The organism is Streptomyces sp. NPDC089915 (genome assembly GCF_040684675.1).
Taxonomy (GTDB): domain Bacteria; phylum Actinomycetota; class Actinomycetes; order Streptomycetales; family Streptomycetaceae; genus Streptomyces.
In genome coordinates, this window is the sequence record NZ_JBFBGN010000019.1 from 42,027 (window position 1) to 61,286 (window position 19,260).

General features: G+C 73.3%; 19 protein-coding genes. 8 read left to right on the plus strand and 11 right to left on the minus strand.

The features are described from left to right. The first annotated feature begins 40 nt into the window (after positions 1-40). Positions 41-817, plus strand: a complete 777-nt coding sequence (locus AB0O29_RS08925; RefSeq protein ID WP_365148319.1) for a hypothetical protein — start codon at positions 41-43, stop codon at positions 815-817. 98 nt (positions 818-915) lie between these two features. Here AB0O29_RS08925 and AB0O29_RS08930 read toward each other — a convergent pair whose 3' ends face one another. The 3 genes from AB0O29_RS08930 to AB0O29_RS08940 all read right to left on the minus strand — a co-directional run bounded on the left by AB0O29_RS08930 (position 916) and on the right by AB0O29_RS08940 (position 3,393). Then, the gene (locus tag AB0O29_RS08930) at positions 916-2,106 is read right to left on the minus strand and encodes an MAB_1171c family putative transporter (RefSeq protein WP_365148322.1); all 1,191 of its coding nucleotides are present in this window, start codon (positions 2,104-2,106) and stop codon (positions 916-918) included. Beyond that, positions 2,103-2,660 (minus strand): toxin-antitoxin system, toxin component, encoded by a 558-nt coding sequence (locus AB0O29_RS08935; RefSeq protein WP_365148325.1) that lies wholly within the window; start codon positions 2,658-2,660, stop codon positions 2,103-2,105. The genes AB0O29_RS08930 and AB0O29_RS08935 overlap by 4 nt, the downstream gene beginning before the upstream one ends. 64 nt (positions 2,661-2,724) lie before the next feature. Beyond that, positions 2,725-3,393 carry a helix-turn-helix transcriptional regulator gene (locus tag AB0O29_RS08940; protein WP_358897047.1) on the minus strand — a complete coding sequence of 223 codons (669 nt, stop codon included), beginning with the start codon at positions 3,391-3,393 and terminating at the stop codon, positions 2,725-2,727. A 335-nt stretch (positions 3,394-3,728) separates the two neighbouring features. Here AB0O29_RS08940 and AB0O29_RS08945 point away from each other — a divergent pair, with 335 nt between their 5' ends. The 3 genes from AB0O29_RS08945 (at position 3,729) to AB0O29_RS08955 (ending at position 8,313) form a co-directional block, all read left to right on the plus strand. Beyond that, on the plus strand, positions 3,729-4,601 hold the full coding sequence (locus tag AB0O29_RS08945; protein ID WP_365148328.1) for a helix-turn-helix domain-containing protein: 873 nt from the start codon (positions 3,729-3,731) through the stop codon (positions 4,599-4,601). Between the two features lie 221 nt (positions 4,602-4,822). After that, positions 4,823-6,181, plus strand: coding sequence for a 6-phospho-beta-glucosidase (locus tag AB0O29_RS08950; RefSeq protein WP_365148331.1), 1,359 nt, complete (start codon positions 4,823-4,825; stop codon positions 6,179-6,181). A gap of 77 nt (positions 6,182-6,258) precedes the next feature. Further along, complete coding sequence (locus AB0O29_RS08955; protein ID WP_365148334.1) at positions 6,259-8,313, plus strand: MDR family MFS transporter; 2,055 nt, start codon at positions 6,259-6,261, stop codon at positions 8,311-8,313. Between the two features lie 56 nt (positions 8,314-8,369). Here AB0O29_RS08955 and AB0O29_RS08960 read toward each other — a convergent pair whose 3' ends face one another. Next, positions 8,370-8,864, minus strand: a complete 495-nt coding sequence (locus AB0O29_RS08960; protein ID WP_365148337.1) for an NUDIX domain-containing protein — start codon at positions 8,862-8,864, stop codon at positions 8,370-8,372. A 186-nt stretch (positions 8,865-9,050) separates the two neighbouring features. Here AB0O29_RS08960 and AB0O29_RS08965 point away from each other — a divergent pair, with 186 nt between their 5' ends. Then, entirely contained in the window at positions 9,051-10,508 is a 1,458-nt protein-coding gene (locus AB0O29_RS08965; protein ID WP_365148340.1) for an FAD-dependent oxidoreductase, read from the plus strand. Here AB0O29_RS08965 and AB0O29_RS08970 read toward each other — a convergent pair. Next, the gene (locus AB0O29_RS08970) at positions 10,475-11,539 is read right to left on the minus strand and encodes an ATP-dependent DNA ligase (protein WP_365148343.1); all 1,065 of its coding nucleotides are present in this window, start codon (positions 11,537-11,539) and stop codon (positions 10,475-10,477) included. The two genes, AB0O29_RS08965 and AB0O29_RS08970, sit on opposite strands and share 34 nt — an antisense overlap. A gap of 75 nt (positions 11,540-11,614) precedes the next feature. Here AB0O29_RS08970 and ligD point away from each other — a divergent pair, with 75 nt between their 5' ends. After that, entirely contained in the window at positions 11,615-12,658 is a 1,044-nt protein-coding gene (ligD, locus tag AB0O29_RS08975) for a non-homologous end-joining DNA ligase (protein WP_365148345.1), read from the plus strand. A gap of 42 nt (positions 12,659-12,700) precedes the next feature. On the opposite strand, the gene AB0O29_RS08980 is transcribed toward ligD, so the two are convergent. Then, positions 12,701-13,639, minus strand: coding sequence for a GDSL-type esterase/lipase family protein (locus AB0O29_RS08980; protein WP_365148348.1), 939 nt, complete (start codon positions 13,637-13,639; stop codon positions 12,701-12,703). 114 nt (positions 13,640-13,753) lie between these two features. Between AB0O29_RS08980 and AB0O29_RS08985 the strand changes: the two genes are divergently transcribed. Then, the gene (locus AB0O29_RS08985; RefSeq protein WP_365148351.1) at positions 13,754-13,990 is read left to right on the plus strand and encodes a WhiB family transcriptional regulator; all 237 of its coding nucleotides are present in this window, start codon (positions 13,754-13,756) and stop codon (positions 13,988-13,990) included. Positions 13,991-14,040: 50 nt separating this feature from the next. Here the strand turns inward: AB0O29_RS08985 and AB0O29_RS08990 are convergent, their stop codons facing one another. From AB0O29_RS08990 to AB0O29_RS09010, 5 genes are all read right to left on the minus strand, one after another. Beyond that, on the minus strand, positions 14,041-15,012 hold the full coding sequence (locus AB0O29_RS08990; protein WP_365148354.1) for an acyl-ACP desaturase: 972 nt from the start codon (positions 15,010-15,012) through the stop codon (positions 14,041-14,043). A gap of 240 nt (positions 15,013-15,252) precedes the next feature. Then, positions 15,253-16,899 (minus strand): ABC-F family ATP-binding cassette domain-containing protein, encoded by a 1,647-nt coding sequence (locus tag AB0O29_RS08995; RefSeq protein WP_365148357.1) that lies wholly within the window; start codon positions 16,897-16,899, stop codon positions 15,253-15,255. Between the two features lie 180 nt (positions 16,900-17,079). Beyond that, the gene (locus AB0O29_RS09000; protein ID WP_365148360.1) at positions 17,080-17,496 is read right to left on the minus strand and encodes an SsgA family sporulation/cell division regulator; all 417 of its coding nucleotides are present in this window, start codon (positions 17,494-17,496) and stop codon (positions 17,080-17,082) included. Between the two features lie 179 nt (positions 17,497-17,675). Beyond that, complete coding sequence (locus tag AB0O29_RS09005) at positions 17,676-18,098, minus strand: (4Fe-4S)-binding protein (protein WP_365148363.1); 423 nt, start codon at positions 18,096-18,098, stop codon at positions 17,676-17,678. A 123-nt stretch (positions 18,099-18,221) separates the two neighbouring features. Continuing rightward, on the minus strand, positions 18,222-18,521 hold the full coding sequence (locus AB0O29_RS09010; protein ID WP_365148427.1) for a YciI family protein: 300 nt from the start codon (positions 18,519-18,521) through the stop codon (positions 18,222-18,224). Between the two features lie 25 nt (positions 18,522-18,546). Here AB0O29_RS09010 and AB0O29_RS09015 point away from each other — a divergent pair, with 25 nt between their 5' ends. Beyond that, positions 18,547-19,257, plus strand: a complete 711-nt coding sequence (locus AB0O29_RS09015; protein ID WP_365148366.1) for an endonuclease V — start codon at positions 18,547-18,549, stop codon at positions 19,255-19,257. Positions 19,258-19,260 lie beyond the last annotated feature (3 nt).

Consider the following 19,260-nt stretch of genomic DNA (forward strand, 5'->3'; position numbering starts at 1 on the left):
CCACCGACACACCGACGCATCCACGAACGGGAGATCCCTCGTGTCCGAATGGCTGGTCCTGGCCATCGCCCTGGCGCTCGTCTGCGCCCTCGTCCTCGCCATGACCGCGATCCGGCACCGCCGGGTCGCGGAGGACGAGGACACCAGCGAAACCCCCGACGTCATCGAGTACATGACGATGATGGTCGGCGTGGTCTACGCGATCGTCCTGGGCCTGGCCATCGCGGGGGTCTGGGAGGCGCGCGGGGCCGCCGAGGACGGCGTGCGCCGCGAGGCCCAGTCGCTGTACGAGGTGACCCAGCGGGCCGACGTCTACCCGGCGCCGGTCCGCGACCGGATCCGCGGCGAGGTGGACGCGTACGTCACCCACACCGTCTCCGTCGACTGGCCGCGGCTGATCGCCGGCAAGGAGGCCTCCCCCGAGGGCGCGGAGCTGCTCGGAAAGCTGCGCAGCGACGTCACCCACCAGAGCCCCGCCAACGAGCTCCAGGCACAGGCCTACCAGCCCCTCCTCGACCAGATCGCGGCCGCCGACGACGCCCGGCACTCGCGCACGCAGAGCGACGAGTCCACCCTGCCGAGCGTGGTCTGGGTCGGGCTGCTGGTGGGCGGGGTGGTCACCATCGGGCTGATCTTCACCCTGCAGATCCGCCGCTCCGGCCGCGAACTGCTGATGGCCGGTCTGTTCAGCGCCCTGATCGTGTTCCTGCTCTTCATGGTCTGGAGCTTCGACGCCCCCTACGGGCGCGACGGCACCGACTCGGCCGGCGCCTTCCAGGACCTCTTCCCGGCCCTGTCGGTGACGGCCTCCCGCTGAGGGCCCGGGTCCTGAGGATCAGGGCCCCGAGGGGCCGGGTCCTGAGACCCCCGGCCCGGGGCCCCGGGCCCCGGGCCGGCCGCGCGGCCCCGGCGGAGTCAGCTCCCCGCCGGGGCCGCGTGCCGTCGGGCGGCGGCCACCAGCGGCGAGTGCCGCAGGGCCTGCGAGATCCGGACGAGGTCGCGCGGGTCGTCGGCGGTCACGAGCACCCGCTCCCCGTCCGCCGCCTCCTCCTCGGTCCCGTCCGCCGCCTCCGGGTGGGCGGCGCAGACCAGCACCGCGGCCGCCACCATCGCGGCGTCGGCGACGGCGCGGGCCGTCTCCTCGTCGGCCCCCGTCTCCAGGGCCCGCTCGTAGGCGGTGTCGCGGTGGCGCCGGTCGAAGCAGGGGCCCAGCCTCAGGAACCCGTCGTGGATGTCGGACTCGCGCTGGATCACCCGGATCGCGGCCGGGGACCACCAGGACATCCGCACCCCCGGGGTGCCGCTCGGCGCGGTGGACTGCACCTCGTGCCAGAGCGCCCCCAGGTTCCGGTAGGTGCTCCAGGTCCGCCAGCTGTCCGACACCCGCTGGTACACCAGCGGCAGCACGAAGCCCACGGAGCTGACCAGAGCCCCGGCGGAGGCCAGCGGCGGGGCGACGAAGGTGCTCAGGAAGTCCAGGTCGTGGCCCAGCCAGCGGGCGGCGACGGCGGACATCTTCGCGGCGTCGTAGGCCAGGCTGATGGCGTAGCCGGACACGATGATCAGCAGGCCCGCCCGGAGCCAGCCGCAGACCTGGAGGGACCAGCGCCAGCACATCGACACCATCATCATCACGGCCACGTTGTGCGCGAGCAGGTAGGAGGCGATCATCAGCCGGATGTACGGGGTGTTCGCGTAGTACGTGTCGAAGTCGCGCAGCCGCTCGACGGGCACCGAGCCCAGGGAGAACAGCACGATGATCGCGAGGACGACGACGGAGTAGCCGGCGATCCAGCGCAGCGAGGTGTTGCGGATCTCCTCCGCCGGGCCGCCGCGCCAGTTGAACACCAGGACGAGGCAGGAGGCGCTGAAGGCCGTCATCAGGCAGTAGACGAGCGGGGCGGAGAAGTTGGGGATCCCGGTCCAGCGGTTGACGGCCTCGATGGTGGGCGGCGCCGCGAAGGTGAAGACCGAGCCGGCGAGGAGGAGCAGGAAACAGACCGACCGCAGGAGCGGATCGCGCCAGTTGGTGCGCAGGGCCGGCAGCTTGCAGACGAGGGAGACCGCCATGGCGGCCGCCGGGATGTAGTAGTCCGGTCCTTTCAACGGTCGTTCCTGTGCCCCCGGTAACCGAGGGAGGTCTCGATCCGGCTCGCCAGCTCGTCGCGCCCGCCGGCGGGCCGCCTGCCGGCGGACCCGGCCAGCCAGGTGCGGCACCGGCTGCCCAGCAGGAGGCCGAAGGTCTCGGCCTCCGTCTCCTCCTGGACGTCGGCGCGGGTGCGCGCGGCGACGCTGCGGACCGTCTCGCCGAGGTCGGCCCCGTCGGTCAGCAGCCGGGCCGCGACCGCGGCGCCGTCGACGTGGTGGCTGCAGTGGCCGGCCTTCATGTGCCACAGCTCGTGGCCCAGGATGACCAGCTGGTGGTCCGGCGCGGTGCGCTCCTCGATCACGACCAGGTCCCGGTCCGCCATGTCGAGCCACAGCCCGCTGGCGGTCCCCTGCGGGAACGCCGCCATCCGGAACTGCACCGGGCGGCCCCGGTGCCTGCTCATGCCGTCGCAGAGGGCGGTGTAGAGGTCCACGGGTTCCACGGGGGCGGCCAGCTTGATGCCGGACACCAGCTCCGCGCACAATCGCCGCTGCGCTCTGCCTATGCTCACCGTTCTCCCCGTCGACGCGGATCCGGATCAGGACTCAAGGATCAGATCCAGACTTTCGACTGGGTCATGATTCGTTCGGTTTGACGCTTTCGAGAAGCATGTCCAGCCATTCGGTCACCTTGTCCCGGTGCTTGTCGCTGGGCAGTTGGGCGGCGCGCCAGGCGATGCCCCGGACCCCGTGGTTCTGCAGGAGCCGCGCCAGCGGGTCGCCGGCCGCGGCGGCCTCGGCCGGTACGGGCTGCCGCTCGCGCCCCGCGAAGTCCTGGAGGAGCTGCTGCTCGGTGCGCTGGAGGGCGTCGGTGAGCGCGTCCGCGTCATGGGCGGTGAGGAAGCCCGCGTGCACCCCGAAGAAGCGCTGGATGGCGTCGCAGTGCTCCATGGTGGGGCGCCGGTCGCCGTTGATGAGGGCTCCGGCCTGCTGCCGCGACATTCCGGCGCCGTCCGCGATCTCCTGCTGGGTGTAGCGGCGGCCGTTGGGTTTCACCCGGGTCCGCCGGAGCAGGTCGAGGCGCTGCAGGAACCGTGCCTGGAGGTCGGGTTCGCCGGCCCGCCTGCCGTCGAGCAGGGATCTGATCACGTCCGTGGGAACCCCGGAGGCCTCGGAGAGGCGGCGGAGGTCGAAGACCTGGTTCGGGTCGCGGCCCATTTTGTTCGCCAGCTCGGCGACCCGCGTGACGGTTGCCGCCAGGGGCGCGTTGGCCACCGCGACGGGAGCCGGGAAGCCGTCTGTCACCAGTGGTTCTCCTAGATCGCGCGAGGTCAGTGGGCACGTGGTCGGCCTCAGGGAATCTATCCGGTTTGTTTTGGGAGAGCCAGAACTTGCCACAGCTGTGGCGCGAATGAGCTGTCGCCAGGCTGGAATTGCCACAATAGTTGACACTCGAATGAAGTCGGTAGCAGGATCGCCACACGGAAATGAAGATCCAGACCGTTGAGGAGGGGGAGCTCTCGGTGCCACATCTCGCAGCGGTGGGCCCGTCTGATGGCCTCGTCCGAGCCGGTGATGAGCGCCTGGCGGGCGACGAGTCCGCCCGTGGCGCAGTGCGGACGGAGCGGCGCAAGGAGATTTTGCGCCAGCGCCGTGAAGAACTGGGCCTGAGCCAGGAAGACGTCGCGGCGCGCCTGCGCATCAGCGTACGCGCGTACGGGAACTGGGAGCGCGGCCTGGTCAAGGAGTGGACGGACCGCAAGCTCCTCGCCCTGGCCGAGGCCCTGGAAATGAGCGAGCGGCAGTGCTTCTGGCTCTTCCGGATCATGGTCGACCGCGACCCGCCGCCCACCTGGCGCGCGGCCGAGGAGAACCGGCTGCCGCAGGACCCGGCCCAGCGCGACTACCTGGTCGACTACGCGGCCCTGATGGAGGCCGTGCCCTACCCGAGCTTCCTGGTGGACCACCGCTGGGACGTGGCCCTCACGAACTCGGCCTTCGACCGGCTCTTCCAGACGGTGCGGCCGCACCCCACGGCCCTGCCGGACGACAACTTCCTGCGCTTCGTGCTGTTCCACCCGGACGCCGCGGCCGTGCTGGAGGACCACGAGCCGGCCTGGTGCGTGCCGCTGCTGGCCCAGTTCGCGACGGCCCTGGCGGCCGCCCCGGAGGACGAGGGGCTGCGCAGCATCCGCCAGGAGGTGGCCCGTGATCCCTTCATGGAGGCGGCCTACCGCTACGGGGTCCCGCACTGGCTGACCACCCACGGGCAGGAGGCCGCGGAGCAGGACGGCGCGGTGCGCACGGTCCGCCACCCCGACCCGGGCTGGGGTCTGGTGCGCTGCCGGATGGTGGCCGAAACCAGCCGGATGCTCGACGGGATGGGGCTCACCCGGATCACCCTGGTGCTCTCCGCCCCGCAGGGTCTGCCGACCGGCCCGGCGCGCGGTGGCGCCGGGTTCGCGCAGCAGCAGGGCGCCCGGCTGCGGGCGGTTCCGGCGCTGGGGGACTGACGCGGCGGGGGACACTGGTCCCCGAGCGCCCGCCACGGCGCGCGGCCGCGGGTTCCGGCGACGCTCCGGTACGCCCCCGCCGTGCGCCGAGGTACGGATGCCACGATCGGCGACATCGGGATGATGTCGCCGATCGTGGCATTCGTGTCGGTGCCCGGGGTGCGTCGCCCCGGGCCGTGGCGGCGGGCGGTACCTCGAAAGGCCGGAAGGACGGTAGGGGCGTGCGGTTGACCATCCTCGGCGGGGGCGGATTCCGCGTCCCGCTCGTCTACGGAGCACTGCTCGGCGACCACGCCGAGGGCCGGGTGTCCCGGGTGACCCTCTACGACGAGGACCCCGCGCGGCTCGCCGCGATGGCCCGGGTGCTCGCGGACCAGGCGGCCGCCTCCGGAGCGGCGGACGCCCCGGAGGTCACCGCCACCCGGGACCTGGACGAGGCCCTGCGCGGGGCCGACTTCGTCTTCTCGGCCATCCGCGTCGGCGGCCTGGACGGGCGCGCGGCCGACGAGCGGATCGCCCTCGCCGAGGGGGTGCTCGGCCAGGAGACGGTCGGCGCGGGCGGGATCGCGTACGGGCTGCGGACCGTGCCGGTGGCCCGGGAGCTGGCGCGCCGGATCGCCCGCAACGCCCCGGACGCCTGGGTCATCAACTTCACCAACCCGGCCGGGGTGGTCACCGAGGCCATGTCCGAGGAGCTGGGCCGGCGGGTCATCGGCATCTGCGACTCGCCGGTCGGCCTCGGCCGCCGGATCGCCCGGCTGCTCGGCGTCACCCGCCCCGAGGAGGCCTGGATCGACTACGTCGGCCTCAACCACCTGGGCTGGGTGCGCGGGCTGCGGGTGGGCGGACGCGACGAGCTGCCCCGGCTGCTGGCCGACGAGGCGGCACTGGAGTCCTTCGAGGAGGGGCGCCTGTTCGGGGCGGAGTGGCTGCGCTCGCTGGGCGCGATCCCCAACGAGTACCTGCACTACTACTACTTCAACCGGGACACCGTACGGGCCTACCGGGAGGCGGAGCAGACCCGCGGGGCCTTCCTGCGCGACCAGCAGCGCGGGTTCTACGCCGAGGCCGGCCGGCCCGGGCAGCCCGCCGGGGCGGCGCTGGCCGCCTGGGACCGGACCCGGGCCGAGCGCGAGGCCACGTACATGTCCGAGAACCGCGAGGTGGCGGGCGTCGGGGAGCGCGAGGAGAGCGACCTGGAGTCCGGTGGCTATGAGAAGGTCGCCCTCGCGCTGATGCGGGCCATCGCCCGCGACGAGCGGGCCACGCTGATCCTCAACGTCCGCAACGGCTCGACGCTCTCCGTGCTCGACGCGGAGGCGGTCATCGAGGTGCCCTGCCTGGTCGACGCCAACGGGGCCCACCCGGTGTCCGTGGCACCCCTGCCGCTGCACGCGGTGGGGCTGGTGACCTCGGTCAAGGCGGCCGAGCGGGCCGTGCTGGCGGCCGCGGCGAGCGGCTCGCGGGCGGACGCGGTGAAGGCCTTCGCGCTGCACCCGCTGGTGGACTCGGTGGCCGTGGCCCGGCGGCTGCTGGACGGGTACGCCGCCGAGCACCCGGGGCTGGCCCACCTCCGCTGAGCCGGGCCCGCCGACGGGTTCACCCGTACGGCGGCTTGCGGGGTGCGGGGCGGGTGGGCGGCTGTGACAGTGCGAGGGTGACCACTGCCCCCGCCGCGGCCGCGCCGCCGCCCGTGCTCGACCGGCGGCGGCGCAACGTCGTCTTCGGCACGATCATGCTCGGTGTGCTGCTGGCCGCCCTCGACCAGACGATCGTGGGCACGGCCCTGCCCACGATCGTGGGGGACCTGGGCGGCGGGGACCACATGGCCTGGGTGGTGACCTCGTACCTGCTCGCGGAGACCGTCGCGACCGTGCTGGTCGGCAAGTTCGGCGACCTCTTCGGGCGGAAGGTCGTATTCCAGATCTCCGCGATCGTCTTCATCACCGGCTCGTTCCTGTGCGGGCTGGCCGGGAACATGTCCCTGCTGATCCTGTGGCGGGGCGTCCAGGGCATCGGCGCCGGCGGCCTGATGGTCACCTCCATGGCGCTCATCGCGGACGTGGTGCCGCTGCGCGAGCGCGGCACGTACCAGGGCGCGATCGGCGCCGTCTTCGGCGTGGCCACCGTCATCGGGCCGCTGCTCGGCGGACTGTTCACCGACCACCTCAGCTGGCGCTGGGCCTTCTACGTCAACGTCCCCATCGCCGTGCTGGTGGTCGCGGCGGCCGCCCGCACCATCCCCTCCGTCCGGGCCGGGGGCAGACCCCGCATCGACTACCTGGGCATCGCCCTGATCGCGGTGGGGTCCAGCGCGCTGATCCTGGCCACCAGCTGGGGCGGCAACGAGTACCCCTGGGGCTCCGGGGTGATCATCGGGCTGCTGGCGGGCGGGGTGCTGGCGCTCGCGCTGTTCTGCCTGGCGGAGAACCGGGCCGCCGAACCGATGCTGCCGATGCGGCTGTTCCGCAATCCCGTCTTCACGGTGTGCTCGGTGCTCAGCTTCGTCGTCGGCTTCGCCATGCTCGGGGCGATGACCTTCCTGCCCACCTACCTCCAGTACGTGGACGGGGACTCGGCCACCCTCTCGGGCGTACGGACCCTGCCGCTGGTCATCGGCCTGCTGATCGCGTCCGTCTTCAGCGGCAACGTCACCAGCCGGACCGGCCGGTACCGGATCTTCCCCATCGTGGGCTGCGCGGTGATGGGCGCCGGCCTCTACCTGCTGTCGCGGATGGGCCCGGGCACCGGCGCCTGGCTGGAATCCCTCTACATGTTCGTGCTCGGCGTCGGGATCGGCCTGTGCATGCAGGTGCTCACCATCGCCGTGCAGAACACCGTGGACTACGCCGACCTCGGCACGGCCACCTCCGGCGTCACCTTCTTCCGCACGCTGGGCAGCTCCTTCGGCACGGCCGTGTTCGGGACGATCTACGCCAACGGCCTGGGGCCCGCGCTGAAGTCCGCCGTGGCCGAGGCGGCCCGCGCCACCGGCCAGGACCCGGCCCGGCTCGCGGCCGCCGCGCAGAGCCCCCAGGGTGTGCACGCGCTCGACCCGGCGGCGTCCGGCCCGATCGTCGGCGCCTACACCGAGGCCCTGCACACCGTGTTCCTGTGGACCGTGCCGGTGGCGGCCGTCGGCTTCGTCGTCGGCCTCTTCCTCAAGCAGGTCCGGCTGCGCGACAGCGCCCGCGCCGCGTCCACGGACATGGGCGACGGCTTCGCCTCCCCGGCCACGGCCTCCGGGGACTCGGCCAAGCTGCTGGAACTGGCCGTGGGCAAGCTGGTGCGGAACATGGGGCCGCAGCAGGCCCGGGGCATCGTCGAGGCCTCCGACACCCGGCTGGACATGGCCGGCGCGTGGGCGGTCATGCAGGTGGACCTGCTGACCCGCACGGTCGGGCACGCCGCCCTGGGGCTGATCGCCTCGCGCCGGTCGCTGCCGCCGGAGGTGCTGCTGCCGGTCTTCGACCGGATGGTGGAGGAGGGCTACCTGACCCGGCAGAACGGGTTCTTCAGCCTCACCCGGGGCGGCCAGCGGGAGGCCGACGTCATCTCCGCCGCCTGGGCGGGATGGCTCGGCGACCAGCTGGAACGGGACCGGGGCCGCCCGCGCAGCGCGGAGCTCAGGGCGGCGGCGGACGCGATCGCCAAGCGGCTGCTGGCGGAGGACCTGCGCGAGGGCAACTTCGCGCCCCGGCAGGGGGTCTAGGCCCTTTCTTCCGGATGAGCCCGGCGTGAGGCCGGACAGGAGCGGGCGGGGTCGGCCTAGGCCGTCGCCCGGACGGCGTAGTCGTGGCCGGGGACGTCGGGCAGGGTGGTGAGGCCGGGGTGCCAGGCGCGCAGGACCGCGGCCGAGGGGGCGTACAGGGCTGCGGGGATCTCCTCCGGGGCGAACCAGCGCCACCGGGCGATCTTGTGCGGTTCGGTGACGGCCGGGGTGCCCTCGGCGGAGCGGGTCAGGGCTGCCGCCGTCAGCCGGGTCACGTCGGTGGCCGTGGCGGCGATCTGGACGGCCAGCACCTCGACCGCCTCCGGGGCGGTGCGCAGGGAGGTCTCCTCGGCGAGCTCCCGTGCGGCGGCCTGCTCGAAGCCCTCCCCGGGGTCGACCTTGCCCCCGGGCAGTTCCCAGCGCCCGTCGTGCGCCTGGCCGAGGAGCACCCGGCCGTCGGGGCCGAGCACGATCAGCCCGACGCCGACCACGGCGTTGGGCCGGGGGACGGCCCGCGGGGCGCCCGTGGGTTCGGGGTTCCGGGATGTCACGCGCGGGTGTCCTGTTCCTCGTCCGGCGGGGGAGGGCCATTGTCCCATCCGCCGCCCCGAGGAGACGGGGCGTCAAGGCCGCGCCCGACGGCTCCCTCGGACGGGTGTACGAGTTTCGGCCAGGGGTCGTGTGTGCAGGCTCTGTCGGTCTGATCGTCGTACGTACGTCGGTTCGGGGGGCGCGCAATGGCACATGTGCTGGTGATCGGCGGCGGGGTCGCGGGGCTCGCCACGGCCCTTCTCGCGGCCCGGCGGGGGCACACCGCCGAGGTCTTCGAACGGGACACCCGCGCCCCCGGTACCGCCCTCGACCGGGACTTCTTCGACTGGCGCCGCCCCGGCGTACCGCAGGCGGTCCAGCCGCACGTGCTGCTCGGCGCCGCCCGGGCCGTGCTGCGGGCCGAACTGCCCGACGTACACGCCGAGATGCTCCGGCTCGGCGCCACCGAGCGGCACGAGCTCGACTGGTTCGACGCACGGCCGCCCGCCCGGCCCGGCGACGAGGACCTGGTGCTGCTCCAGGCCCGGCGCATCGTGCTGGAGAGCGCGCTGACGACGGCCCTGCGCGCGGAGCCGGGCGCCGTGGTGCGCTACGGGGAACCCGTCACCGGGCTGACCGCCGACGGGGGAGCGGAGCCCCGGGTGACCGGGCTGAGCACCCCCTCCGGCCGGTACGCGGGCGACCTCGTCGTGGACGCGGGCGGCCGGCGCGGCGGATCGGACTCCCTGCTGGCCGGGGCCGGCTGCCGGCCGGGCGCCGTCGAGCGGCACCGCACGGGCCTCGCCTACTTCTGCCGCTGGTACCGGCTGCCGCGGGGCACGGGCGAGGGGCCCCGCCGGCCCTGGACGGTGACCGGGGGCGCCTTCGCCGGCTGCGCCGTCTTCCCGTCCGACAACCGGGCCTTCGCCGTGACCGTCTTCGCGCACACCGGGGACCCCACCCGGGGCGCCCTGCGCGATCCGGCCGTCTTCGAGGCCGCCGCCCGGTCCTTCCCGCCCGGCGCCGCCTGGCTGGGGCTGGGCGCCGAACCGCTGTCGGGGGTGCTGGCCATGGCCGGGCTGGACAACCGCTGGAGCCCGCCGGCCGACGGGCGGGGACCGGTGGTGAACGGGCTGGTGGCCGTCGGGGACGCGCTCGCCCACACCAACCCGACCCTGGGCCAGGGGACCTCGCTCGCGCTGTGGGCGGCCGACCGGGTGGCCCGGACGGCCCACCGGGACACCGCCTCCCCCGGCTTCGCCGCCGGCTACCACGCCTGGGCACTGCGCACCCTGAAGCCCTGGTTCGACTACCAGGCGGGCGCGGACGCGGCCGTGGGGGAGCGGCTCGCGGCCGGGGCCGGGGCGGGCGGGCCGGACCGGGCGGACCGCGCGGACCGGGCGCGGAGTGCGGCCGCGCTGTTCGAGTGCGCGCTGGAGGACCCCGAGGTGATGCGGGCCCGCGCCAGGGTCCGGCACCTGGCCGAACCCCCCGGACGGGCCTACGCGGACCCGGCGGTCCGCACCCGCGTGGCCCGCTGGCTGGCGGCCCGCCCGGGCTGGACCCCCCACACGGTGGGCCCGGACCGCCCACAATGGGAGAAGCTCACCGCCTCCGCCACCCACACCCCTCAGCCGCCGCCGAGGACCTCGGCCAGGTCGTAGCCGACGACCTCCTCCAGCTGCGCGTACGTACAGCCCTCCGGGATGCGGTCGGGGCGCCAGCGGACGAACTGGGCGGTGTGCCGGAAGCGGTCGCCCTCCATGTGGTCGTACTTGACCTCGCAGACGCGTTCGGGGCGCAGCGGGACCCAGGACAGGTCCTTCTTGCCCGTCCAGCGGCTCTGCGCGCCCGGCAGCCGGGCGCTCTCGTGCGCGGACTCGTCGGTCCAGGACGCCCACGGGTGCCCCTGGGCGTCGGGCATCCGCAGGGGTGCGAGCTCCTCGACGAGCTCGGCGCGGCGCTTCATGGGGAAGGCCGCGCAGACGCCGACGTGCTGGAGCGCGCCGTGGCCGTCGTACAGGCCGAGGAGCAGCGATCCGATGATCGGACCGCTCTTGTGGAAACGGAAACCGGCGAGGACGACGTCGGCCGTACGCTCGTGCTTGATCTTGAACATCAGGCGGGCGTCGGGCCGGTAGGGGAGGTCGAGGGGTTTCGCGACGACCCCGTCCAGCCCGGCGCCTTCGAACCGCTCGAACCACTCCCGCGCGAGCGCGGGATCGGTGGTCGCGGGCGCGAGGTGCACGGGGGGCCGGGCGGTGGAGAGGATGCGGACCAGGGCGCTGCGGCGGTCGGCGAGCGGGGTGTCGAGGAGGGCCTCGTCGCCCAGGGCGAGCAGATCGAAGGCGACGAAGCTGGCCGGGGTGGTCCCGGCCAGCAGTTTCACGCGGGAGGCGGCCGGGTGGATCCGCTCGGTCAGCCGGTCGAAGTCGAGCCGCCCGCCGTGGACGATCACGATCTCCCCGTCGACCACGCAGCGGGCCGGCAGGTTCTCCTTCAGGGCCGCCACCAGCTCGGGGAAGTACCGGGTGAGGCTCTTGCCCGTGCGGCTGCCCAGCTCCAGCTCGTCCCCGTCGCGGTGCACGATCGCCCGGAAGCCGTCCCACTTGGCCTCGTACTGCATGCCGGGCGGGATCCGCGCCACGGACTTGGCGAGCATCGGCTTCACGGGCGGCATCACCGGCAGGTCCATACGAGGCATTCTCCGGTGGTGCGCCCGGGCCCGCTCGGTGTGCGCGTCCGGCCGAGCCCGCCTACCGTGGCGGCCATGGGCGGTAGCGCGGGTGGTGCGATCGAGCTCGACGCGGGCGGCCGGGCGGTGCGCCTGTCCAGTCCGGACAAGGTGTACTTCCCGGAGCGCGGGTTCACGAAGCGGGACGTCGCCGAGTACTACCTGGCCGTCGCCGACGGGATCACCCGCGCCCTGCGCGACCGTCCCACCACCCTGGAGCGCTACCCGGACGGGGTGGAGGGCGAGTCCTTCTTCCAGAAGCGGGCCCCCAAGAACCTGCCCGACTGGATCCCGACCGCCCACATCGCCTTCCCCAGCGGCCGCACGGCGGACGAGATCTGCCCCACCGAGCCCGCCGCCGTCCTGTGGGCCGCCAACCTGGGCTGCCTCACCTTCCACCCCTGGCCGGTGCGGCGCGGGGACACCGACCGGCCGGACGAGCTGCGCATCGACCTGGACCCGCAGCCGGGCACCGACTACCACCACGCGGTGGCCGCGGCGCACGAACTGCGCGCCCTCCTGGACGAGGTGGGGATGCGCGGCTGGCCCAAGACCTCCGGCGGACGCGGGCTGCACGTCTTCGTGCCGATCGAGCCGCGCTGGACCTTCACCGAGGTCCGCCGGTGCGCGATCGCCCTGGGCCGGGAACTGGAGCGGCGCATGCCGGGCCGGGTCACCACCGCCTGGTGGAAGGAGGAGCGCGGCGAGCGGATCTTCGTCGACTACAACCAGACCGCCCGCGACCGCACGATCGCCTCGGCCTACTCCGTCCGCCCCCGCCCGTACGCCCCCGTCTCCGCGCCCCTGCGCTGGGAGGAGGTGGATGACGCGGAGCCGCGCGACTTCGACATCGCGACGATGCCGGCCCGCTTCGCCGAACTCGGCGACCTGCACGCCGACATGGACGAGCACGCGTTCAGCCTGGAACCCGTGCTGGAGCTCGCGGCCCGCGACGAACGCGATCACGGCCTGGGCGACATGCCGTACCCCCCGGACTACCCGAAGATGCCGGGCGAACCCAAACGCGTCCAGCCGAGCCGCGCGAAACACGACCCCCCGGACGAACCCCACGCGACCTGAACGTCCGGCCGCAGGACGCGCCGCGCGCGCGGGGGTCGCGGTTCAGGGTGCCAGGTGGCGGTAGAGGAGCTCGTGGCCCTCGGGGGTGGGGTGGATGCCGTCCGTGAGGAGGTCGGGGCGGTTGTGGAGGGGGGACCACGGGTCGATGTGGTCGACGTGGTGTTCCGCGCACCAGGCGCGCAGGGTCTCGCGCAGGGCCAGGGCGCGTGACTCGGTGAAGCGCAGGCCCTCGTAGTCGGCCGTGCGGGACTCGTCCAGCCAGACGGGGCCGAGGACGACCAGGCGGGCCCCGTGCTCCCGGGCCGTGGCCGCGAGGGCGGCGAGGGAGTCCGCCAGGTGAGCCGAGTCGGAGGGGTCCGCCCCGTCCGCCTCCGGGGCCCCAGCCGGCAGCGCCGAGTCGTTGATGCCGGCGGCGACCAGGAGGGTGTCCGGGCGGCGCGCGGCGAGCAGGGCGGGCGTCTGCTCGGCGACGGCGGTCAGGGTGCTGCCCGGGACCGCCAGGTTGAAGACCCGGTGGTCCACCTCGTTCGCGGCGATGTGGCGCGCCGCGAGCCGGGCCGCCCAGCCGCCCCGCGGATCGCAGCGCCCGTAGGCGATGCTGTCGCCCACGATCACGATCCGCGCCGCCGAGCGCAGCGGATCGGCGTCCAGGTAGGCCCAGGCGCTCTCCCCGGAGGACAGCGGCACGCGCCGGCGGACGTAGTCGTCCACCTCGTAGGCGTCGGCGGCGGCCAGCTCCGCGTCGGTGAGCCGCAGGACGGCGCCCTCGACCGAGGAACCGAGGCGGCACTCCAGGGTCAGGTGGACGTCGAGGCCGCTGGCGGCGATCACGTCCGGGTCGGTGATCTTCAGCGGACGGGTCGCGTAGCCGACCAGCGAGGCCGGTGAACTGGGCACGGACCGGCCGAAGAGGGAGATCTGGACGCGCTCGTCCCGCAGCGTGCCGAAGGAGAACAGGGCGTGGGGTCGTGACTCGGTCACCGTGAGGACCGGGGCCTTTCTTCAGCGGATGATCATCAGCTCACCCTAACGGCCCGCGGACGGTGTTGATCAGGCGTTGATCGGACGTCCATCGCCCCCGTCCAGGATCGCCGCATGTCGATGAACACCACCACCGCCCCCGCCTGGTACGACCTCGCCCTGTGCGCCCAGACGGGCCCGAGCTTCTTCTTCCCGGACCCGGGCTCCTCGCTCCGGGACGCGAAGCGGCTGTGCGGGGCGTGCGAGGGCCGGGCCGCGTGCCTGGAGTACGCCCTGGCCAACGACGAGCGCTTCGGCGTCTGGGGCGGCCTCTCGGAGACGGAGCGGCTGGCCCTGCGCCCGCGCGGCTGAGCCCCGCGCGGGCGCGCCCCGGCGCGGCGCCGCGCGGGGCCGGAAGGGCCTCAGGCCTTGCGGGCCGCCAGGCGCGCGGCGCGCGCGGCCAGGCGCTCGTCGAACTTGCGGGCCTCCGCGTCCAGGCCGTTCATGAAGAGCCCGAGCTCCTCCTGGGCCTGCCGGCCCTCGGGGCCCAGCCCGTCGATGTCCATGATCTTGAGGAAGCGGATCACCGGGCTCAGCACGTCGTCGTGGTGGATCCGCAGGTTGTAGATCCCGCCGATCGCCATCTGCGCGGCCATCCGCTCGAAGCCGGGCATGCCGTGTCCGGGCATCCGGAAGTTGACGACCACGTCGCGCACGGCCTGCATCGTCAGGTCGGGGGCGATCTCGAAGGCCGCGCCCAGCAGGTTCCGGTAGAAGATCATGTGCAGGTTCTCGTCCTGCGCGATGCGGGCCAGCATCCGGTCGCAGACCGGGTCACCGGACTGGTGGCCGGTGTTGCGGTGCGAGATGCGGGTCGCCAGCTCCTGGAAGGCCACGTACGCCACCGAGTGCAGCATCGAGTGGCTGTTGTCGGACTCGAACCCCTCCGACATGTGCTGCATCCGGAACGCTTCCAGCTTGTCCGGGTCCACGGCGCGCGAGGCCAGCAGGTAGTCGCGCATCACGATGCCGTGGCGGCCCTCCTCGGCCGTCCAGCGGTGCACCCAGGTGCCCCAGGCACCGTTGCGGCCGAAGAGCGTCGCGATCTCGTGGTGGTAGCTGGGGAGGTTGTCCTCGGTCAGCAGGTTCACGACCAGCGCGATCTTGCCGATGTCGGTGACCTTCGACTGCTGCGGGTCCCAGGCCTCGCCGTCCTCGAAGAAGCCCGGGAAGTTCCGGCCGTCGCTCCACGGCACGTACTCGTGGGGCATCCAGTCCTTGGTGACCTTCAGATGGCGGTTGAGCTCCTTCTCGACCACCTCTTCCAGCGCGTACAGCAGCTTGGCGTCGGTCCACGCCTCCGAGCTGCCGAGGTGGGGAGAGGTGATCGTCACGGGTGCTCCTGGGGACAAAGCGAATTACCTACGGTTCCGTAGCCTACGGTCTCGTAGGTTAAGCGCGACATCAGGGCCCGCCAACCCTCAGCCATGGGTCTGTCCGGCTACATCCGGTTATCTATGCAGTTGGAAGGGGTCTCAGGGCCCTCCACAGGGGTGAGAATCACGCCGGAAGGTGGCCGGCCCCTCCGGCCTTGACGGCGGGAGGGGCCGGAACGCGGACCGCGAGGGCGGGCGTCAGTCCTGCCAGAACGAGGCGCGGACCTCTTCGGCCGTGGTCGCCCGCAGCCCCAGCTCGGCGTCGAGCAGCAGCCACCGGGTGATCCCGACCGACTCCAGGAACGGCACGTCGTGGCTGGCCACGATCAGCGCGCCCTCGTACGACTCCAGGGCCTCGCCCAGCTGGCGCACGCTCGCCAGGTCCAGGCTGTTCGTCGGCTCGTCCAGCATCAGCAGCTGCGGAGCAGGCTCCGCCAGCAGCAGCGCCGCCAGCGCCGCCCGGAACCGCTCGCCGCCCGAGAGGGTGCCGGCCGTCCGGTCCGCCCGGCCGCCCCGGAACAGGAAGTGCGCGAGCCGCGCCCGGATCAGGTTGTTGGAGGCGTGCGGGGCGAACCGCGCCACGTTCTCCACCACCGAGCGCTCGTCGTCCAGCACGTCCAGCCGCTGCGGCAGGAAACGCGCCGGGACGTGCGTCACCGCCTCCCCCGACTCGGGCGGCAGCAGCCCGGCGAGCGTGCGCAGCAGCGTCGTCTTGCCCGAGCCGTTCGCGCCGACCAGCGCGATCCGCTCGGGGCCGCGCACCTCCCACTCGCCCTCCACGCCCGGCCCGTGGGCCAGGCGCAGATCGCCGAGGGTCAGCACCCTGCGGCCGGGCGGGACCTGGGTGGCGGGCAGCTCGATGCGGATCGCGTCGTCGTCGCGCACCGCCTCGACCGCCTGGTCCAGCCGTTCGCGGGCGTCCGCCAGCTTCTCGGTGTGCATCGTGCGGTGCTTGCCGGCCGACTCCTGGGCGGCGCGCTTGCGGGCGCCCATGACGATCTTCGGCTCGCGCTTGTTCTCGGACATCTTCTGGCCGTACCGCTTGCGCCGGGCCAATTTGACCTGCGCGTCGGCCAGTTCGCGCTTCTGGCGCTGTACGTCGGCCTCGGCGACCCGGACCATCCGCTCGGCCGACTCCTGCTCGGCGGCGAGCATCCGCTCGTAGTCGCTGAAGTTCCCGCCGTACCAGCGGACTTCGCCGTCGCGCAGGTCGGCGATCTGGTCGACCCGCTCCAGCAGTTCCCGGTCGTGGCTGACCAGGACCATCACCCCGGACCAGGACTCGACGGCCGCGTAGAGGCGGCGCCGGGCCCGCAGGTCCAGGTTGTTGGTGGGCTCGTCCAGCAGCAGGACGTCCGGGCGGGCCAGCAGCAGGGCCGCGAGCCGCAGCAGGACGCACTCGCCGCCCGACAGTTCGCCGACGGTGCGGTCCAGGCCGATCCGGGCGAGCCCGAGCTGGTCGAGGACGGCCAGGGCCCGCTCCTCCACGTCCCAGTCGTCGCCGACGGCGGCGAAGTTGGCCTCGGTGGCCTCACCCGCCTCGATGGCGTGCAGGGCGGTGCGGGCGGTGCGGATGCCGAGTGCCTCGTCGACGCGGAGCGCGGTGTCGAGGGTGGCGTCCTGCGGGAGGTAGCCGATGGTGCCGGCCACGGAGACCTGGCCCCCGGAGGGGGTCAGGGCGCCCGCGACGAGCTTCAACAGGGTGGACTTCCCGCAGCCGTTGAGCCCGATCAGGCCGGTGCGGCCGGGGCCCACGGTCCACTGGAACCCGTCGAGGATGGGGGTTCCGTCGGGCCAGTCGAAGGAGAGGGCGGAGCAGGTGACGAAGGTAGGGGCATGACTCATGGAGGCCTCCAGGTTGCGTGAATGGTGCGTGCAACGCGGGGAGACAGCCGACTGTCACAAGGATGTGGTCGTGGTGGTCGGTGTCTCGGACCTCAGAAGAGCAACGTCCTACTCCGTTCGACGGCGATGGGGCGAGAACGAAGCTACGGGCGGCCGTGGCCGCCCGCAACCGAATAAAAATCAGCAGGAGCCGCGCATCAGCTCGTCCAGGCTGTGGTCCACGTCCAGGTAGCGGTGCTCCAGCCCCGGCGGGACGAGCTCACGGGAACGCTCCAGGAATCTCTGGATCTCGCCCGTGCTCATCAGCACGATCGCCACCCCCTCCGGAGCGTGGAACTCGACCGTCGTGCGGTCCCCGTCGTACGGGCGCACGCGGACGTCGCCGCAGCCGGCCGGGTGCTGGATCCCGGACATCAGCAGCTCGCGCGCGAAGGTCCACGAGACCTCGACGCCCTCCAGCGTGGCCAGGGCGGGGAAGGCCATGCGGACGGCGAAGGGATCCGAGCGGTCGTAGCAGAGGGTGACGGGGACGGTCTCGACCTTCGGGGCGGTGGCGACCAGTCGTGCCTGTACGGCCTGCTCGATGACAGTGATCAAGGCTCGCTCCCTTGCAGCGGATCTGCTGCCGGGCTGTGGGGTGGAACCCGGCAACCGGATAGACGCCGGAATCGGCAAATCCGTGCAGGGCGGATGACGTGAGCTGCGTCACCGATTGGCCGGAATCCGCCCGTGCGATCGCACAGAGTGACCGTACGGGAGGCCCGGTGAAGGGGGCGTCACCCCTTTCCGCAGGCTCCGGAGTGATCGCAATAAGGCTGGTTACCGCTCACTCCACAGGCGCAAAGGACCACCCTGGTCTCCCGGTGCGCGACTCCGTCCGGAGTGGTCACGCTCAGTTCCCCCCGCAGGAACAGCTGGCCGAGAGACGACCGTTCCACGCCGGTCGGCCGGTCCCCCTCCTCCTGCGGACCGCCCGCCAGCCGGTACTGCAGCGCCCCGGACGGGCAGCGCCGGACCACCTCCGCCACCCGCTCGGGCGCGGCCCCGTCCGGTTGGATCCAGGGGCGCTTCCCGCTGTCGAACACCTCGGGCAGACCGCTCACGCACCGGGCGGCGTGCAGGCACCGCCCGGTGTCGTAGGTGACGGTGATCCCCTCGCCCGCGTACGCCTTGGGCTCGTTCGCTTCCTTGGAGGCCATGGGCCCACGGTAGGAACACGCGGCCGGGAACGCACCCCGGACGGCGAAAAAAGGGTCCGCCGGCCTCCCGCGCCATGAGACTTCCGGGAGTCGGCATGCGCGCGGCGGCCCCGTCGGCCCCGGCTACGACGGAAGGGACTCGCGGACCGGGGCCAGGTCCGAGGAGGTCTTCGACGCGATGAACTCCGTGATCCGGTACGCGCACACCCCCGCCACCGCGAACGGATCCTCGGCCGCGATCCTCTCGGCCTCGGCCCGCGAGACCCCGCGGGCCAGGATGACCCCGCCCTCGCGCGGGACCTTGCGCCCCGAGGCGAGGAAGACCCCGGACGCGTAGTACCCGTCGAGCCAGGCGAGGTGCGCGTCCATCTCCTCCTCGACGTCCTCGATGGGCGCGGTGTACGTGAGCTCCATGATGAACATGATCGCCACGCTACCCTCGCACTCCATGACACGTGTGAAGACCCCCGCCGACGAAGCCGAGGCCCGGGCGATACAGGACGAACTCCGCAGGCGGGTCGTGCTCGACGAGCCCGGCCCCCCGCCCGGCGGCGGACTGGTCGCCGGGGTCGACGTGGCCTACGACGACGAGCGCGACCTCGTCGCGGCCGCCGCCGTCGTCCTCGACGCCGCCACCCTCGACGTCGTCGCCGAGTCCACCGCCGTCGGCCGGGTGAGCTTCCCCTACGTGCCCGGCCTGCTCGCCTTCCGCGAGCTGCCGACCGTCCTCGCCGCCCTGGAGGCGCTCCCCGTCACCCCCGGCCTCGTCGTCTGCGACGGCTACGGCCTCGCCCACCCGCGCGGCTTCGGCCTCGCCTGTCACCTCGGGGTGGTCACCGGGCTGCCGAGCATCGGCGTCGCCAAGAACCCCTTCACCTTCACCCACGAGGAACCGGGCGCCCCGCGCGGCGCGGCCTCCCCGCTGCTCGCGGCCGACGGGGCCGTCGTCGGCCGGGCGCTGCGCACCCGGGACGGGGTCAAGCCGGTGTACGTCTCCGTCGGCCACCGGGTCTCCCTCGACAACGCCTGCGCCCACACCCTCGCGCTGAGCCCCCGCTTCCGGATCCCCGAGACCACCCGGCACGCCGACTCCCTGTGCCGGCGCGCCCTGCGCGAGGCCGTGGGCGAGGCCGTGGCCGAGGAGCCCCGGGGGTCCTGATCC